Below are 15589 nucleotides of genomic sequence, written 5' to 3' on the forward strand. Positions count from 1 at the left end.
TCACCGGTTGCAGGATTGTGACTTTGATAGATTTCGCCTCAATCCGCTGTCGGGCCGATAGCCTTTTTTGCCAGGAAAATCCTTCATCGCCGCTCCCAGTTCATTTAATTCTGCTTGATTGTGCAACGCTACCCCGGCGGAATTTTCACGCTGGTCGCTGCGATAAATATCTCTCGGCAATGCAATGCGCGGATGCCGTTTTGATGCATGCGTTTGTGCTTTCTGCAATGGATCGGCAATGATTTGTTCCACCGGCACTTGCTCATCTTCGACCCGATTCACAAACGAGGTGTTGGCACCATTTTCCAACAATCGCCGCACCAGATAAGGCAACAAGTCCTGATAACTACCCACCGGCGCGTATACCCGACAGGCATAACCGGGCCGCGCCAAAACCTGTTCGTACAGCGCATCCCCCATACCGTGCAAACGCTGGAATTCAAAACCTGCCGAGCTGGGCATCAACTCCATGATCGCCGCCACTGTTTGCGCATTGTGCGTGGCAAACTGCGGAAAAAATAAATCAAGGTTATTCGCCAAAAACTGTGCGCAATAACGATACGCCACATCGGTATTTTCCTTGCGCGTGTACACTGGATAATCGCGCAAACCGCGCTCCTGGGCGCGTTTGATTTCCGTGTCCCAATACGCGCCTTTGACCAAACGCACCGGAATACGCCGCCCTTGTTGCCTGGCTAATTCGGCCAGCCAACGCAACACCGCTGGCGCACGTTTCTGATAGGCTTGCACCACCAGACCAAAACCATCCCACGCCCCCAGTTGCGCTGAAACCTGCTGATACACCGCCAGCGAAATTTCCAGACGATCCGCTTCTTCTGCATCCAGCGTAATCCACACACCGCTGTCTCGCGCCAGCTTTGCCAAGGTCAACAACCGCGGCGTCAACTCGGCCAGCACGCGTTCATGGCTAAAAAAGTCATAACGCGGATGCAATGCCGATAATTTGATAGAAATCGATGGTCGCGCATGAGGATCACCCGTGGCGTGTTGCGCCAGTGCTTCAATCGCATCTCGATATGCCCGCGCATAACGCTCGGCATCGGCTTCAGTCAACGCTGCTTCGCCGAGCATGTCGAATGAATAACGGTATTGTGCGTACTCACCCTGCACAGAACGCTGCAGCGCATTCTCAATGCTGTCACCCATTACAAACTGATGACCGAGCAAACGCATTGACTGCTGTATGGCCTTGCGCACAATGGATTCGCCCAGCCGGGCGACCAAACGTTTGAACAACGCCTCGCCATCAAAACCACCGCGAACAATCGTCCCGGTCAACACCAATCCCCAGGTGGATGCATTGACAAACAGCGAGTGACTTTTGCCCAGATGCCGCTGCCAATCGGCAGACGTAATTTTGTCGCGAATTAATTTGTCTGCAGTTGCCGCGTCGGGAATCCGTAACAATGCCTCTGCCAGACACATCAGCACCACACCTTCTGGCGAGGACAATTCATATTCGTGCATGAACGCAGCAACGCCAGCATGCTTGCGCTGCGCCTGACGTACCGAGCGCACCAGATCTGTCGCACACAAATCAATGTGCGACTGCATATGCTCACTCAGTTGCAGTTCGGCGAGCATCCGATCGACGCACACAGCTTCATCGGCAAGATAATCCGCCGACACCGCCTGATGCACCGCCTGCAATACTTCACTGCCCTTGGCAAAAAACATTATTCACTCCCGGTTCTGTACCACATGACATCACTCTGTATCCGTGTGGTTAAAGAACGGCACGAACCATGCCACCTAAAGTATAAAATTAAATGCGTCGCCCACGCCGGTCGACAATGTAGCAAACCAAAAGCCGCGAAAAGCCATGAAATTATCCTTGATTGGAATGGCCTCCTGCTGGGGGGCACAAGACAAGCGCTGCGATCTAGGCCCAATGCATTTGCAGCAACTTGCCATAGAACGCCAGTTACAGAGTGAAGGCATAGACGCACACTGGCAAGCCATGATTCACAGCGCCGTTCCGGCGCATGACCGCGACGACTGGCATCATGTGATCAGCACCTGCCAACAACTCGCGGACACCACTTATCCACTGGCACAGCAAAAACAGGCGTTTTGCGTCTATGGTGGCGACCACTCCGGCGCCATCGGCACCTGGTCAGGCGTCAAAAAATCGTTAAATGCAGACTTTGGTCTCATCTGGATTGACGCGCACATGGACAGCCACACACCGCAAAGCAGTCACAGCGGCGCCATTCACGGCATGCCACTGGCCAGTCTGCTGGGACATGGCGACAACCGTACAACCCAAATGGCTGGTCCGGCACCAAAATTGCGACCAGAGCAAGTATGCGTCATCGGTGTTCGCAGTTACGAGGCCGAAGAACAACAATTATTGCAACAACTTAAGGTACGCGTTTTCACCATCGAAGAATGTTTTCAACGCGGATTGGCAGATGTGTTCAAGGAAGCGCTGAACATCGTCAATACCAAGACCTGCGGCTATGGCATTTCACTGGATCTGGACGCCATTGACCCATTACACGCACCGGGCGTTGGCTCGCCGGCAAGAGGAGGACTTCGTGCCAAAGAACTATTGCATGTGCTGCGCACCATGCGTGGCCCACAACCGCTGATCGGATTGGAAATCGCTGAATACAATCCCACCAGAGACGTTGACAACAAAACGGCGCAGTTAGCCGTTGAAATTACAAAGAGCTGTTATGCCCATATTAAAAACTGAAGATATTATCGAGCGCGAAGGTCGTTTTTGTGCCCACAACTATCATCCATTGCCCGTGGTACTCACCCGTGGTCGTGGCATTCATGTCTGGGACGATCAAAACCGCCGCTACATCGACATGATGAGCGCCTATTCCGCCATCAGCCTTGGGCATCAACATCCGCGCATCATCAGTGCGCTGTCCTCGCAAATGTCAAAACTCACCGTAGTGTCGCGCGCTTTTTACACCGACAAACTCGGTCCCTTTTTAGAGAAAGCCTGTCAGCTCACCGCCCAGGACAGAGCGTTGCCAATGAACACTGGCGCGGAAGCAGTGGAAACCGCCCTCAAAGCTGCTCGCAAGTGGGCCTACAAAGTCAAAGGCGTGGAAAAAGACAAAGCCGAAATCATTGCCTGCGAGGGTAATTTTCATGGTCGCACCATCGCCATTGTCGGCATGTCTTCCGAGGAACAATACAAAGACGGGTTTGGCCCATTTCCGCCCGGTTTCAAACTGGTACCCTATGGTGACGCCGCCGCACTAGAGGCCGCCATCACCCCCAACACTGCCGCGTTCATTGTCGAACCGGTGCAGGGTGAGGCTGGCATTATTGTTCCACCGCCTGGTTATCTGGCGGAATGCGCCCGTATCTGTAAAAAGCACAACGTGCTGCTGATTGCTGATGAAATTCAAACCGGCCTGGGCCGCACCGGCAAATTCCTCGCCTGCGAACACGACAACGTCAAACCCGATGGACTGATTCTGGGCAAGGCGCTGGGCGGCGGCATTCTGCCAGTCTCCATGTTCCTCGCCAGAGAAAATGTCATGAACGTTTTCACCCCCGGCGATCACGGCTCCACCTTTGGCGGCAATCCACTGGCCGCCGTTGTCGGCTACGAAGCACTGTGCGTGGTCACCGAAAAGCGCCTGGCCGAACACGCCGAAGCCATGGGCGAACACTTTTTGACTGAACTGCGAAAAATTGACCATCCCTGGATCAAGGAAATCCGCGGCAAGGGCCTGTTGATCGGCATGGAAATCGACCCAAATCGCGGCAATGCCCGCACATTATGTGAAGCACTGATGGCCAAAGGCCTGCTGAGCAAGGAAACCCATTCCACCGTCATTCGCTTTGCGCCGCCACTGATCATCACCCGCAATGAGCTGGATCAGGCAATTGGTTGCGTGCGCGACGCGATGAAAGAACTCAAATAGGCTGACCAATTGCCAACTACGTGTTTTTATAGGGTTAAGTCCCCCACACAATGTGCCGTTATTGGTGTGAATTCTAAAAGGACCGTACCGGCAACCGATTATGATATTGCCCAAAACAACGACAGCCAACAACGCGAGAGGCTTTTTAATTGCCATTCTGGTGCTAGCTGGGTCGGTTCTAATTTCCTTTTATTTGATGGTATTGAATTCAACTTCACTGATCCAAAACAACTGGAATGCATTCGATTCTGCCCGCCAAACCAAAGCAATCTATCTCATCGACCTCAACGGCGCCTTGGGTTATGACGGCCTTATTCATCATTTAAAAAATTTCATCATTCACCGCGACGAATACAGCCACGACCGTCTGCATGAAAGCCTGGGCAAGGCCCTCATTACCACCCAGCACTATCTGGAACAAAACCCCAGCGAAGAAGAGCGCATGGCCCTGGCCGACATTAACGGCGCATTGGCCAAATACGCCCAGGCGACATCTCTGCTCGAAGCGCTGCACGGCGTACAATCGGTGGGCGGTCCCCAAAAAAATTCGTTTGGCCAGCAGCCGCCGCAAGATCTGGACACCATGATTAAAATCGATGACAGCGGACTTTCCCGAGCACTGAATTTTCTGAACAGCCGTCTGTGGATGGCCAATATCAAACATTCCAATAACAAAGCCATTCTACTCAGTAAACTGCGTGCAGCCCTTGGCTACAACAAATTAATTCATCACTTCAGTGATTATATTCTGCATGACGATACGCAATATGTTTCCTTGATTCGCGATGACATTGCCGAAGCACAGCGAGTACTGAGTGAATATGCCCACCTGAATCTTTCCGCCGAAGAACGCGCCGCGATCAACGATCTTAACGACATTCTCGACCAATATGATCAATCGATAACGACAATCATTGATCTGCACTTACAACACCTGACCGCAGAACAAATTGATCAATCCATTGAGATTGATGAAAAAAAAGCCGTGAGCTCGATGATCACCCTCATGCAGGGAATGGCCAAAGATGACCAACTTCGTGCCCAAGAAATTCAGCAATCTCTCGAACACATTTCCAGCTCCACACGCACGGGTGCCGTCATCACCAGCTTTGCCGTTGTGCTGTTTTTGCTAATGAGCCTATGGTCTTACATTGACCAGCGCAAATACGACCGAAATTTGCGCTTGGCCGAGCGCAGACTCAGCGCCATTTTGGACAATACCGCCGATGCCATTATCATCAGCGACGAGCTAGGCATAATCACAGAATTCAATCGCGCCGCCGAAAAAATGCTGGGCTACACTGCCGAAGAAATCATCGGCCAAAACCTCAGCACCATCATGCCTAAAAATCACGCCCAGCGGCATGATACATATCTGCGCCGCTATCGCGATATCGGCGTCGCCAAAGTCATTGGTATTGGTCGAGAAACCATGGCTCGTCACAAAGATGGCCACGAATTCCCTGTCATGCTGTCGGTAGGAAAATCCATCGTCAACAAAAAAACTGCATTCACTGGCATTCTTCGTGATGTCACGCTCGACCACAACATTCGCAACGATCTGATCAAAGCCAAGGAACAGGCCGAAGAGGCCAATCGTGCCAAGTCACAATTTCTTGCTGCCATGAGTCACGAACTGCGCACTCCGCTCAACGCCATTATCGGCTTAAGTCAATTGTTGGCCACGGACTCCGAACTGAGTAAAAACACCCACGCCAATGAAGCACTCCATGACATTCACCGCAGCGGCTTGCACCTGCTGAATCTGATCAATGACGTTCTGGATTTTGCAAAAATAGAGAACAACAAACTCAATCTTGCGCTGCATAATTTTTCGCCCATTGAATGCCTGTCCACCGCTTTGGCCATGACGCAACCACAGGCGCAACGCTTTAGCGTCACCATAGAACCGCATTTCAGCCAGGATCTACCCATGGTGTACGCCGACATGCTCCGCGTCCGACAAATCCTGCTGAACTTTTTATCCAACGCGGTGAAATACAATGTGCCAGGCGGCACCGTTCGAATCTACGTCACCACTCACGACAAAATGTTGCGTTTCAGTGTCAGCGATACCGGCAAAGGCATTTCCGAAAATGAACAAACCGACTTGTTCATGCCGTTCAAGCGACTGGGTGAGGAAGGCGGCAACATTGAAGGCACTGGAATCGGTCTGAGCATCTGCAAAACATTGGTAGAAAACATGGGTGGTCGAATCGGTTTCGAATCCATGTTAGGCAAGGGATCAACGTTCTGGTTTGAAGTTCCGCTCAGTCATCAAACAGAGCACGCTAACGCAAGCGAAACTTAACCGGCATATTCAGCCGCACCGGCACTTTTTGTCCACCGATCCGTGCCGGTTCAAAATTCGATGCCTTCATCGCCGCCACCGCCGCGCGGTCAAATGCTTCACCGCCTGACTGAACAATATCAATTTTTCTCACCCGCCCCTGCTCATCAATCAACACTGATAATTTGACGGTCGCCTCACGGCCTGCCAATTTTTCTGCCCGCGGATAAGCCGGCTGTTCTCGATGTAAAAAACTGGGCATGGTGCTCAGTTGCGCCAGCGCCACAGGCACCGGCAACGCTTCCTCGCTATATGGAAGATCGGTTTGTTCAACCTCGGCCTGTGGCTGTTCCTGGATCGGCGTGGGTTCGGGGAGCTTTTCCTGCGTCACCTGCTCGGCCAGCACTGGTTCCCGCACCACGGGTTTGGGCTGTGGCTCCACGGGTGTTTTTTTCACTGCTGGCTTGGGCTGTGCTTTTGGCGGCGACTGCGGTGCGGCCGGTGGTTGCCAAGGGACGAAATCAATTTCTATCACCGAATTCGGCGGCACTTCGCTACGACTGGCAAGATAGGGCAAGCTCAGCGCCAGCAGCCACAACAATGCGCTGCCCAACAGGACCGACACTGGCCAGGGATTAGTTTGCGGTCGTAGCACTAGCTGCATTGGTGGCAATGCCTACCTGTTTGGCACCGGCCAGTTTGCATGCGTCCAACACGCTTACAAAAACTTCGGTGGAAGCGGCTTTATCGATTTGCACCAACACTGCGGTATCCGGCGCAGCCGCCAATTGTTCGGTCACGATGCGACGAATGTCAGCAACATTGATGATGCTGCCCTTGAATTCCACTTCGCCGTTGGCGGCAACAAAGAACGTCATTTTTTTCATCGCCAATTGTTCTGCCGCCTGCGATTCGGGCGGCGTGATCACCAGTCCGCGATTTTCCGGAAACACCGTGGTCACCATGAAAAAAATCAGCAACAGAAATACCACGTCAATCAGCGGTGCCATGGAAATTTCCGGATTACCCGCCTGCAGTTCCGGTGCGCGAAACAGATTTTTGTGTGAGTCCTGCATCAGTCCAGTCTCGATTCGTAACGAATGTACACCGCGTGCATGCTTTGTTCTGTGACGCTGATAATGGAGCGCAATTCACGCACCAGCAAATGGTGAAAAAAGATCACCGGAATGGCGATAATCAAACCACTGGCGGTGGTCAGTAGCGCCTGTGAAATACCATCGGCCATTTGTTGCGGATCACCGGTGCCGTGCAGAGCAATAACATGAAACACTTCGATCATCCCCATCACCGTGCCCAGCAACCCCAACATTGGCAACAGCGATCCTAGCACCGCAATGGTCGGCAAACTGCCTTCCATGCGCGGCATCAATTCGCTCAACTGGATGCTCATATGCTCGGCCAGATCCTGACGCTTTTTGATTTGCGACCAATCCAGCGCCGCCACAATCTGTGCAATCGGACTGTGACCTTTGGGCAGAGTGTCGTCTTTGGTTCCCTGCAATTCGCGTTGCGCCTGCGCCGCACTCTTGCGCCAGGCAATGACACGCAGTGTTCGTTCGCACAACAGAATAAACGCAACCCAGGCGACCACAAAAATCACCCACATCACCGGGCCGCCCTGGTCCATTAACTCCATGAAACCCACACCGTTCATGCTTTAAAACTCCGCCTCAATACCAAACGTTGGAAACAACGGCGCCCCCGTCTGTTCGATAGGATCATTGACCCGTTCCCATTCACTGCCGTAATCATACCCCGTCACATTGGCGCGATTGAGCACATTTAAAATGTCCACATAGAAATTCATTTTCCAGGTGTTGTAGAGGAACGCTCGGTCCAGCCTCATGTCCAGCTGCCAGTAATCAGGCAAGCGCGCTGCGTTTTTCTTGCTCGGATAAATCGGCACGGTGCGACCGTTGCCATCGGTGGTAGTGCCCAGCACTGGATCATAGGGCTGGCCGGTGTGATACTGGAAGCGGAAACCCAGATCCCACTTTTTCCAATCACCACTCAAGCCCTGACTCCACATCGCCGTCAGCGTGTGCGGTTGATCGCCACTGAATTTGCGCAGCACACCATCCGCACCAGCACGACGCGCTTCCAGATACGAATACGCCAGCCAGCCGGTGCGACGATTTTGCAAATCGCGCTTGATCAGCACATCCACACCTCGTGCGTAGCCGTACCCCAAATTCTGATAATTATCTGGTGGCAGTTTGCCGTTCACAAAAGTCACCAGCTTATCCATCGGCTTGTCGAACAATTCCAGTTGCAGCGTCCACACTGAACTGGGTTTATGCTTGATACCGACGATGCGATGTTCCGCTTCTTCGTAGCCCAATCGTGGATTTCCTGCACCACTGGCAAACTCATTGCCCTGCGGCACCTGCACATATTGCCCCCAGGAACCAAGCAACCAGGTATTTTCAATCACTTCGTATTCGGCATTGATGCGCGGCAACACTCGCTCAAACGCCATTCCGCCGGTGATGCGCACATAACTGTATTTTCCACCGACGGTGGTCACCAGTTTGTCGTTCCAGTGATAACGATATTTGATGTACGGCGCCACGATGCCAGCACGGAATACACTGTCGAGCCCGTACACATCGCGCGAGCCGAAATCGATTTGACCAATGTCTTCCTCGCCCGGCTGGCGGACAATATTGGCGCTCACCGGCGTGCGTGAATACCAGCCGGCACCACCCACACTCAGCAGATTTTTGCCCTGCGCAATGCGAACTTCAGGCTGAACAAACAGCGCGTCTTCGGAAATTTTCAGGTAATAGGGCTTGCCGTTGACATCGGTGCCTATGTGAAAACTGTTTTCTGTACTGAGTATGGTCACCGGCATCACGTGGTTGACGTTTTCACTCCAGCGCCGCTCCCAATTGAAGTTAGCGCTCTTAAATCCGGCACGAACACCAATCTCGCCGGCAGATTGCGGATCAATCAGTTTGTTGCGATTATTCAGCACTTTGATTTCATCCGATGCGTAGAAATAGCGCAGCGTCAGTTTGTCCTGCTCGGTGCGGTATTCCCATCCTGCCTGCAGATCTTCAAACACCGGCACCTGGATTATTTTTACCTGCAAATCGTCGGGCCTGTCATCGTCCTTGATCAAGCTGCTCAGATCATCCGGGGTAAACACCGCATCGATATAGGAACGTCGTGCACCGATGAAAAAACCGTGGCGACTGCCTGCTTCACCGATCGGGCCTTCCAGCAAAAACGACGAAAGATACGTGCCCACACTGTATTTTTGATGCAGCCGATCACGTTCGGGCGAACGCAGCTTCACATCCAGCATACCGCCCAGCACATCGGGATATTCCACCTGAAAACCGCCCAGAAAGGCGTTGAAGTCCTGCAGCAGCTCCGGCTGTAAAGTCGAGTAGAGCCCGCCCATGTGATAGAGGTAAGCGATGGGTGTGCGATCCACCCACACCAGACTTTCACCACGGTCACTGCCGCGAATATAAAACCCCGCCCCACTCTCACCGCCGCCCGGCGATGTCGGCACCACCACTCCCGGCAGCGACGCAACCACCGCCACCGGATCACCGCCGGTTCCCGGCGCACGTTTCAGCTCTTGCGCGCTAAGTGCCACCTTTGAGCTTTTCTGCTGCACCCGTTCCTCGACCACCACCAGCGCCTCGCCTTCCACCGCCAGTGGTTCGAGGTAGACCGTCAGGCTGGTATTGCCCGCCGCCAGCGGTTGCTGCCAGGTTTCATAGCCCACGGCCAGCACCTTGACCTGCTCAGACGCGCTGGCGGCGGCAAATCGGGCCCGGCCGCGTTCGTCCGTGGTTTCTGACTCACCGCCGTTGATCAACAGCACGCTGGCATCGGCAATGGGATCACCGCTACCTTTTTGCAGCACCGTCACCGCCAACTCCGCCGCCGACGCCACACCGACCACCATCAACAGAAAAAATACCTTGAACACCAGAGCGATAGCTTTCATCAGATCCATCCAGATACCTTGCGCGACCAACGAACAGAGTCTACACCTCTGCAGCGAAAAGCCATGCTAGCAAACACAAGTCGCATATGCAAACTATTGCATAACGATATTCCCTTGGCCTTCCCGCCATTTTCCAACCAAATCAACCACTCTTTTCATCCTTATTGTTTACCGGTATGATCGGTCGTTCAACATCAGCCCCCCTGGGAGAGTCCCTTTGATGGGACGCCGAAGGCGCAACCGGCCCGGAATCGCTCAGGCAACAGGACCGGGGGACGGCAGTTGACTCTGGAGAGCGATAGCCATCAAACCGACAGGCTATCCACCGAAGGGGAGGACGGTTCCCACCGTCTAAACTCTCAGGTTTCGTGGACAGAGGGGCCCACAGCTGTGCAATCCGTCTTCTAACTTTGGAAAGGATGAAACGTGGGCAATCGTACCCCTTTATTTGAAAATCACCTGGCCGCCGGCGGCAAAATCGTCGACTTTTCTGGCTGGGACATGCCCATTCACTACGGCTCACAAATCGAAGAGCACCATCAGGTGCGCAACGACGCCGGCATGTTCGACGTATCCCATATGACCGTGGTCGACATGAAGGGCGAACGCGTTCGTGCCTTCCTGCAACACCTGCTGGCCAATGATGTTGGTCGGCTCAAAGATCCCGGCAAGGCACTCTACTCCTGCATGCTGCGCGAAGACGGCGGCGTCATCGACGATCTGATCACCTACTTCATGAGCGAAAACTGGTTCCGCACCGTGGTCAACGCCGCCACCCGCGACAAAGACATCGCCTGGATCAAGCAGCAAGCGACCGCCTTCGGCGTCAGCATTAGCGTGCGCGACGACCTGGCGATGATCGCCGTACAAGGCCCCAATGCCCGCGCCAAGGCAATGCAACTGATGGGCACTGAAACCCAAGCTGCAGCGGCCAATCTGGGCGTGTTTTTCGCTGTCGAAGCCGGCGACATGTTCATCGCCCGCACCGGTTACACCGGCGAGGACGGTTTTGAAATCATGCTGCCAGCGGACAAAGCCAGCGCATTCTGGGATCGCCTGCTGCAACAAGGTGTCAAACCTTGCGGCTTGGGCGCGCGCGACACCTTGCGCCTGGAAGCTGGCATGAACCTGTACGGCACTGACATGGACGAAACCACTTCACCACTGGAATCCGGCCTGGGCTGGACCATTGCCTGGGAACCGGCTGAGCGCAACTTCATTGGCCGCAGCGCGCTGGAAGCCCAACGCGGCAAATCCGAATTCAAACTGGTGGGACTGGTGCTGGAAGAGCGCGGCGTACTGCGCGGCCACATGAAAGTCTCCAGCGAACATGGCACCGGCGAAATCACCAGCGGCAGCTTCTCGCCCACGTTAGGCGTGGCCATCGCCCTGGCGCGCATTCCCAAAGGTGCCGAGCAGCGCGTCCATGTGGATATTCGCGGCAAGCAAGTGCCCGCCAAAATTGTTAAACCCTGCTTTGTCCGCAATGGCAAAGCGCAAATCGAACTGTAAACGACATTATTCTCAAGAGGACAAATTCATGAACGACGTTCCAGCCGGTTTCAAATACACCCAGTCCCACGAATGGGTCAGCGTTAGCGATGACGGCATTGTCACCGTTGGCATCACCGACCACGCCCAACAGCTGCTGGGCGATCTGGTGTACGTGGAAATTCCCGAAGAAGGCACCATCGTCAAAGCTGGCGAACCCTGCGCTGTGGTCGAATCCGTGAAGGCCGCTTCCGACGTTTACGCGCCCGTGTCTGGCGAAGTGGTTGCCCGTAACAGCGCGCTGGAAGACGCTCCCGAACAGGTCAACCAGGACGCGTTTGGCGAAGGCTGGATTTTCCGCATCAAAATGTCCAACCCCGGCGAACTGAAAAAGCTGCTGGACGCGGACACCTACGCTGATTTGGCCGCATCCGAATCCCACTAATTCGCCAGAGTACCGCCATGCCGTTTATTCCTCACACCCAAGATGATGTCAACGCCATGCTGGCCGCCATTGGCGTGTCCAGCATTGATGATTTGTTTGATGAAATTCCCGCTGAACTGCGCACCGGTCGCCTGGACGCCATTGCGCCCGGCCTGAACGAAATGCAGATCAACCGCCTGATGCAGCAACGCGCTGCCCAGGACGGGGTCAATCTGTGCTTCGCCGGCGGCGGTGCCTACGATCATCACATTCCGGCAGCGGTGTGGGAAATTGCCACCCGTGGCGAGTTTTATTCTGCCTACACGCCCTATCAGGCCGAAGCCAGCCAGGGCACTCTGCAGTTGATTTACGAATACCAGACCATGATGGCCAGCCTCACCGGCATGGACGTGTCCAATGCCTCGCTGTACGACGGCGGCTCGGCCCTGGCCGAAGCAGTGCTGATGGCGGTACGCGCCAATCGTAAATCCAAGAGCAAGCGCATCCTGATGCCACGCACCGTACACCCGACCTATCGCAAGGCGGCGCACACCACGGTGAAAAATCAGGGCATCTCCCTGGAAGAACTGGACTACGACACCGCCAACGGCGTGCTCGATCCCGCGTCACTGCCGGCCAATCCCGGCGATTTCGCCGCGCTGGTGATTCCACAACCCAACTACTTCGGCAACCTCGAAGAAGTCGACGCCCTGACCAACTGGGCACACAGCCACAACGCGCTGGTGATCGCCGTGGTCAATCCGCTGAGTCTGGCGCTGCTGCGCGCACCCGGCCAGTGGGGCGACAAAGGTGCCGACATCGCCGTCGGTGACGGTCAGCCACTGGGCATTCCGTTGTCCTCCGGCGGCCCCTACTACGGCTTCATCACCTGCAAGGAAGAACAGGTTCGCCAAATGCCCGGCCGTATCGTCGGTCGCACCGTTGACCTGGATGGCCGCCAGGGTTTCACCCTGACCCTGCAGGCGCGCGAGCAGCACATCCGCCGCTCCAAGGCGACGTCCAACATCTGCACCAACCAGGGTCTGATGGTGACTGCGTCCACCATCCACATGAGTATCATGGGTCCGCACGGTTTACAGCAGGCCGCCGCCGCTTCGGTCAACAACACCGCAGCGCTGAAAGCCAAACTGACCAAGGCCGGTTTCGCCACCCAGTTCGGCGGTCACCAGTTCCACGAAATCGTCGTCAAACTGGCCAGGCCCGCCGCGCAAGTCATCGACAAGCTGGCAGACCAGGACATCGTCGCCGGCATTGATTTGTCGATCGACTACCCGGAGCTGGGTAACACCCTGCTGGTGTGCGCCACCGAAACCAAATCCGAGGCTGACCTGGACACACTGGTTCAGGCCCTGTCGCAGTTGAGCAAATAAGGAATTCGCCATGCTGATTTTTGAAGAATCCCAAAGTGGCCGCATCAATCCCGCCCAGCAAGGTGGCAAAAAAGTCGAAGCCAAGGGCTTGCCCGCCTCGTTGCTGCGCCAGGACAAACCCAAGCTGCCCGAAGTGTCGGAAATGCAGGCGGTGCGTCACTACACCCGTTTGTCGCAGAAAAATTTCTCCATCGACACCCATTTCTATCCGCTGGGCTCGTGCACCATGAAGTACAACCCGCGCGCCTGTAACAAACTGGCGATGCTGCCCGGCTTTTTATCGCGTCATCCCAAGGCACCGGCCAAACTGAGCCAGGGGTTCCTGTCCTGCATGTTTGACTTGCAGGAAATCCTCAAAGAAGTCACCGGCATGAAGGGCGTATCGCTGGCACCGATGGCCGGCGCCCACGGCGAATTTGCCGGCATGGCGATGATCCGCGCCTATCACGATGCGCGCAACGACACCGCCCGCACTGAAGTGCTGGTGCCCGATGCCGCGCACGGCACCAACCCGGCCACGGCAGTGATGTGCGGCTACACGGTGAAGGAAATTCCCACCGACGAAAACGGTGACGTTGACATCGAGGCACTCAAAGCCGCCGTCGGCCCGCAAACCGCCGGCCTGATGCTGACCAACCCGTCCACCCTGGGCGTGTTCGAGCGCAAGATCAAGGAAATCGCCGGCATCGTCCACGAAGCCGGTGGCCTGCTGTACTACGACGGCGCCAACCTCAACGCCATACTGGGCAAGGTTCGCCCCGGCGACATGGGCTTTGACGTGATCCACATGAATCTGCACAAAACCTTCTCCACCCCACACGGTGGCGGCGGCCCCGGTGCCGGCCCGGTGGGCGTCAACTCGCGCCTGCTGCCCTACCTGCCGATTCCAGTGGTGGGCAAGGACGGCGACCAGTATCGTCTGTTTGAAGAAAACGACATCCCCGCCAGCATGGGTCGCATGTCGGCGTTCATGGGCAATGCCGGCATTCTGCTGCGCGCCTACGTCTACGCCAAAATGCTCGGCCGCGAAGGCATGCACCGCGTTGCCGAATTCGCCACGCTCAACGCCAACTACCTGATGGCCGAGCTGCGCAAGGCCGGATTCGACATGGCGTTCGACAACCGTCGCGCCACCCACGAGTTCATCGTCACCCTGAAAAGGCAGTCCAAGGAACTGGGCGTCAACACCATGGATTTTGCCAAGCGCCTGCTGGACATGGGCATGCACGCACCGACGACTTACTTCCCGCTGCTGGTGCCCGAGTGTCTGCTGATCGAGCCCACCGAAACCGAATCCAAGGACGTGCTGGATATTTTCGTTGAAGCCATGATCCTGATTCAGCGCGAAGCCGAAACCGATCCGCAACTGGTGAAAGGCGCGCCGCACACCATGCCGGTGCGTCGTCTGGACGAAGTCCGCGCCGCCAAACAGTTGGATCTGGTGTGGCGCGGCGAAGGTGAAACTGCCTGATGGCCAATCAACAACACAAAGGCTTTCAGCGGCTGATCAACGCCACCGGTTATTCCTGGAAAGGCTTCAAGGCGGCCTACGCCAACGAAGAAGCCTTCCGCCAGGAATTCTGGCTCACCGTCATCGGCATTCCGCTGGCCATCTGGCTGGCGGAATCCGGCATCGAACTGGCGCTGATGATAGGCGCGCTGATGCTGATCCTGATCACCGAACTGCTCAACTCCGGCATCGAAGCCGTGGTCGACCGCATCGGCCCCGAACACCACGAACTCTCCGGCCGCGCCAAGGACATTGGCTCGGCGGCAGTGTTTGTGTCGTTGGTGAATGCAGGTGTGGTGTGGGCTGCAGTGTTGTGGTTCTGAACTCTCTGCCATAACCGTAGGGTGCGCCGTGTGTACAGACCGGGGACATAGGTAACACCCTGTTCGGAGACATGGGTTACACTTTTATTTTCGCAAATCTAGTACACCTACTTTTTGATGTCGATAAGAGACGGCCAATATGCCGTCTACATTCGTTGGACGAATGGCAATCCGTCTTCCCGCAAACGCCTCACTGACCTTATAACCTTTTCCGCGGAGGCTGATTTGTCCATTTGGATTGACATGCCGAACCTC

General features: G+C 55.2%; 13 protein-coding genes and 1 riboswitch. Of the genes, 8 read left to right on the forward strand and 5 right to left on the reverse strand.

The window, feature by feature from the left end:
* Positions 1 to 1698: a proline dehydrogenase family protein gene (locus OEW58_05575; GenBank protein ID MDH5300817.1), complete on the reverse strand. Its 1698-nt coding sequence runs from the start codon at positions 1696 to 1698 to the stop codon at positions 1 to 3.
* Between the two features lie 145 nt (positions 1699 to 1843).
* Between OEW58_05575 and OEW58_05580 the strand changes: the two genes are divergently transcribed.
* The 3 genes from OEW58_05580 (at position 1844) to OEW58_05590 (ending at position 6228) form a co-directional block, all read left to right on the forward strand.
* Positions 1844 to 2722: an arginase gene (locus OEW58_05580; protein MDH5300818.1), complete on the forward strand. Its 879-nt coding sequence runs from the start codon at positions 1844 to 1846 to the stop codon at positions 2720 to 2722.
* Positions 2703 to 3917, forward strand: coding sequence for an ornithine--oxo-acid transaminase (rocD, locus tag OEW58_05585; GenBank protein ID MDH5300819.1), 1215 nt, complete (start codon positions 2703 to 2705; stop codon positions 3915 to 3917). Before OEW58_05580 ends, rocD begins: the two co-directional genes overlap by 20 nt.
* Positions 3918 to 4119: 202 nt before the next feature.
* A complete protein-coding gene (locus OEW58_05590) occupies positions 4120 to 6228 on the forward strand; it encodes a PAS domain S-box protein (protein MDH5300820.1) in 2109 nt (702 codons plus the stop codon).
* On the opposite strand, the gene OEW58_05595 is transcribed toward OEW58_05590, so the two are convergent.
* Genes OEW58_05595 through OEW58_05610 form a run of 4 tightly spaced genes read right to left on the reverse strand, consistent with a single transcriptional unit; the run spans position 6209 to position 10195 of the window.
* Positions 6209 to 6871: a TonB family protein gene (locus tag OEW58_05595; GenBank protein ID MDH5300821.1), complete on the reverse strand. Its 663-nt coding sequence runs from the start codon at positions 6869 to 6871 to the stop codon at positions 6209 to 6211. The two genes, OEW58_05590 and OEW58_05595, sit on opposite strands and share 20 nt — an antisense overlap.
* The gene (locus OEW58_05600; protein MDH5300822.1) at positions 6843 to 7283 is read right to left on the reverse strand and encodes a biopolymer transporter ExbD; all 441 of its coding nucleotides are present in this window, start codon (positions 7281 to 7283) and stop codon (positions 6843 to 6845) included. The genes OEW58_05595 and OEW58_05600 overlap by 29 nt, the downstream gene beginning before the upstream one ends.
* Positions 7283 to 7882, reverse strand: a complete 600-nt coding sequence (locus OEW58_05605; GenBank protein ID MDH5300823.1) for a MotA/TolQ/ExbB proton channel family protein — start codon at positions 7880 to 7882, stop codon at positions 7283 to 7285. The genes OEW58_05600 and OEW58_05605 overlap by 1 nt, the downstream gene beginning before the upstream one ends.
* Positions 7883 to 7885: 3 nt before the next feature.
* On the reverse strand, positions 7886 to 10195 hold the full coding sequence (locus OEW58_05610) for a TonB-dependent receptor plug domain-containing protein (GenBank protein MDH5300824.1): 2310 nt from the start codon (positions 10193 to 10195) through the stop codon (positions 7886 to 7888).
* Positions 10196 to 10389: 194 nt separating this feature from the next.
* Positions 10390 to 10476, forward strand: a riboswitch (glycine riboswitch).
* Between the two features lie 145 nt (positions 10477 to 10621).
* On the opposite strand from OEW58_05610, the gene gcvT reads away from it, so the two are divergent.
* Genes gcvT through OEW58_05635 form a run of 5 tightly spaced genes read left to right on the forward strand, consistent with a single transcriptional unit; the run spans position 10622 to position 15334 of the window.
* Positions 10622 to 11707, forward strand: a complete 1086-nt coding sequence (gene gcvT / locus OEW58_05615; GenBank protein ID MDH5300825.1) for a glycine cleavage system aminomethyltransferase GcvT — start codon at positions 10622 to 10624, stop codon at positions 11705 to 11707.
* 28 nt (positions 11708 to 11735) lie between these two features.
* Positions 11736 to 12131, forward strand: a complete 396-nt coding sequence (gcvH, locus tag OEW58_05620; GenBank protein MDH5300826.1) for a glycine cleavage system protein GcvH — start codon at positions 11736 to 11738, stop codon at positions 12129 to 12131.
* Between the two features lie 17 nt (positions 12132 to 12148).
* A complete protein-coding gene (gcvPA, locus tag OEW58_05625) occupies positions 12149 to 13501 on the forward strand; it encodes an aminomethyl-transferring glycine dehydrogenase subunit GcvPA (GenBank protein ID MDH5300827.1) in 1353 nt (450 codons plus the stop codon).
* Between the two features lie 10 nt (positions 13502 to 13511).
* Positions 13512 to 14972, forward strand: a complete 1461-nt coding sequence (gene gcvPB / locus OEW58_05630) for an aminomethyl-transferring glycine dehydrogenase subunit GcvPB (GenBank protein MDH5300828.1) — start codon at positions 13512 to 13514, stop codon at positions 14970 to 14972.
* The gene (locus tag OEW58_05635; GenBank protein ID MDH5300829.1) at positions 14972 to 15334 is read left to right on the forward strand and encodes a diacylglycerol kinase; all 363 of its coding nucleotides are present in this window, start codon (positions 14972 to 14974) and stop codon (positions 15332 to 15334) included. The genes gcvPB and OEW58_05635 overlap by 1 nt, the downstream gene beginning before the upstream one ends.
* Positions 15335 to 15589: the final 255 nt, after the last annotated feature.

This window comes from Gammaproteobacteria bacterium (genome assembly GCA_029884425.1).
In the GTDB taxonomy this organism is placed as follows: domain Bacteria; phylum Pseudomonadota; class Gammaproteobacteria; order S012-40; family S012-40; genus JAOUHV01.

Bases quoted from the DNA above. Each gene is read 5' to 3' on its own strand.
- OEW58_05575 (MDH5300817.1), bottom strand. From the start codon at position 1,698: ATGTTTTTTGCCAAGGGCAGTGAAGTATTGCAGGCGGTGCATCAGGCG.
- OEW58_05580 (MDH5300818.1), top strand. From the start codon at position 1,844: ATGAAATTATCCTTGATTGGAATGGCCTCCTGCTGGGGGGCACAAGAC.
- rocD (MDH5300819.1), top strand. From the start codon at position 2,703: ATGCCCATATTAAAAACTGAAGATATTATCGAGCGCGAAGGTCGTTTT.
- OEW58_05595 (MDH5300821.1), bottom strand. From the start codon at position 6,871: ATGCAGCTAGTGCTACGACCGCAAACTAATCCCTGGCCAGTGTCGGTC.
- OEW58_05600 (MDH5300822.1), bottom strand. From the start codon at position 7,283: ATGCAGGACTCACACAAAAATCTGTTTCGCGCACCGGAACTGCAGGCG.
- OEW58_05605 (MDH5300823.1), bottom strand. From the start codon at position 7,882: ATGAACGGTGTGGGTTTCATGGAGTTAATGGACCAGGGCGGCCCGGTG.
- OEW58_05610 (MDH5300824.1), bottom strand. From the start codon at position 10,195: ATGAAAGCTATCGCTCTGGTGTTCAAGGTATTTTTTCTGTTGATGGTG.
- gcvH (MDH5300826.1), top strand. From the start codon at position 11,736: ATGAACGACGTTCCAGCCGGTTTCAAATACACCCAGTCCCACGAATGG.
- gcvPA (MDH5300827.1), top strand. From the start codon at position 12,149: ATGCCGTTTATTCCTCACACCCAAGATGATGTCAACGCCATGCTGGCC.
- gcvPB (MDH5300828.1), top strand. From the start codon at position 13,512: ATGCTGATTTTTGAAGAATCCCAAAGTGGCCGCATCAATCCCGCCCAG.
- OEW58_05635 (MDH5300829.1), top strand. From the start codon at position 14,972: ATGGCCAATCAACAACACAAAGGCTTTCAGCGGCTGATCAACGCCACC.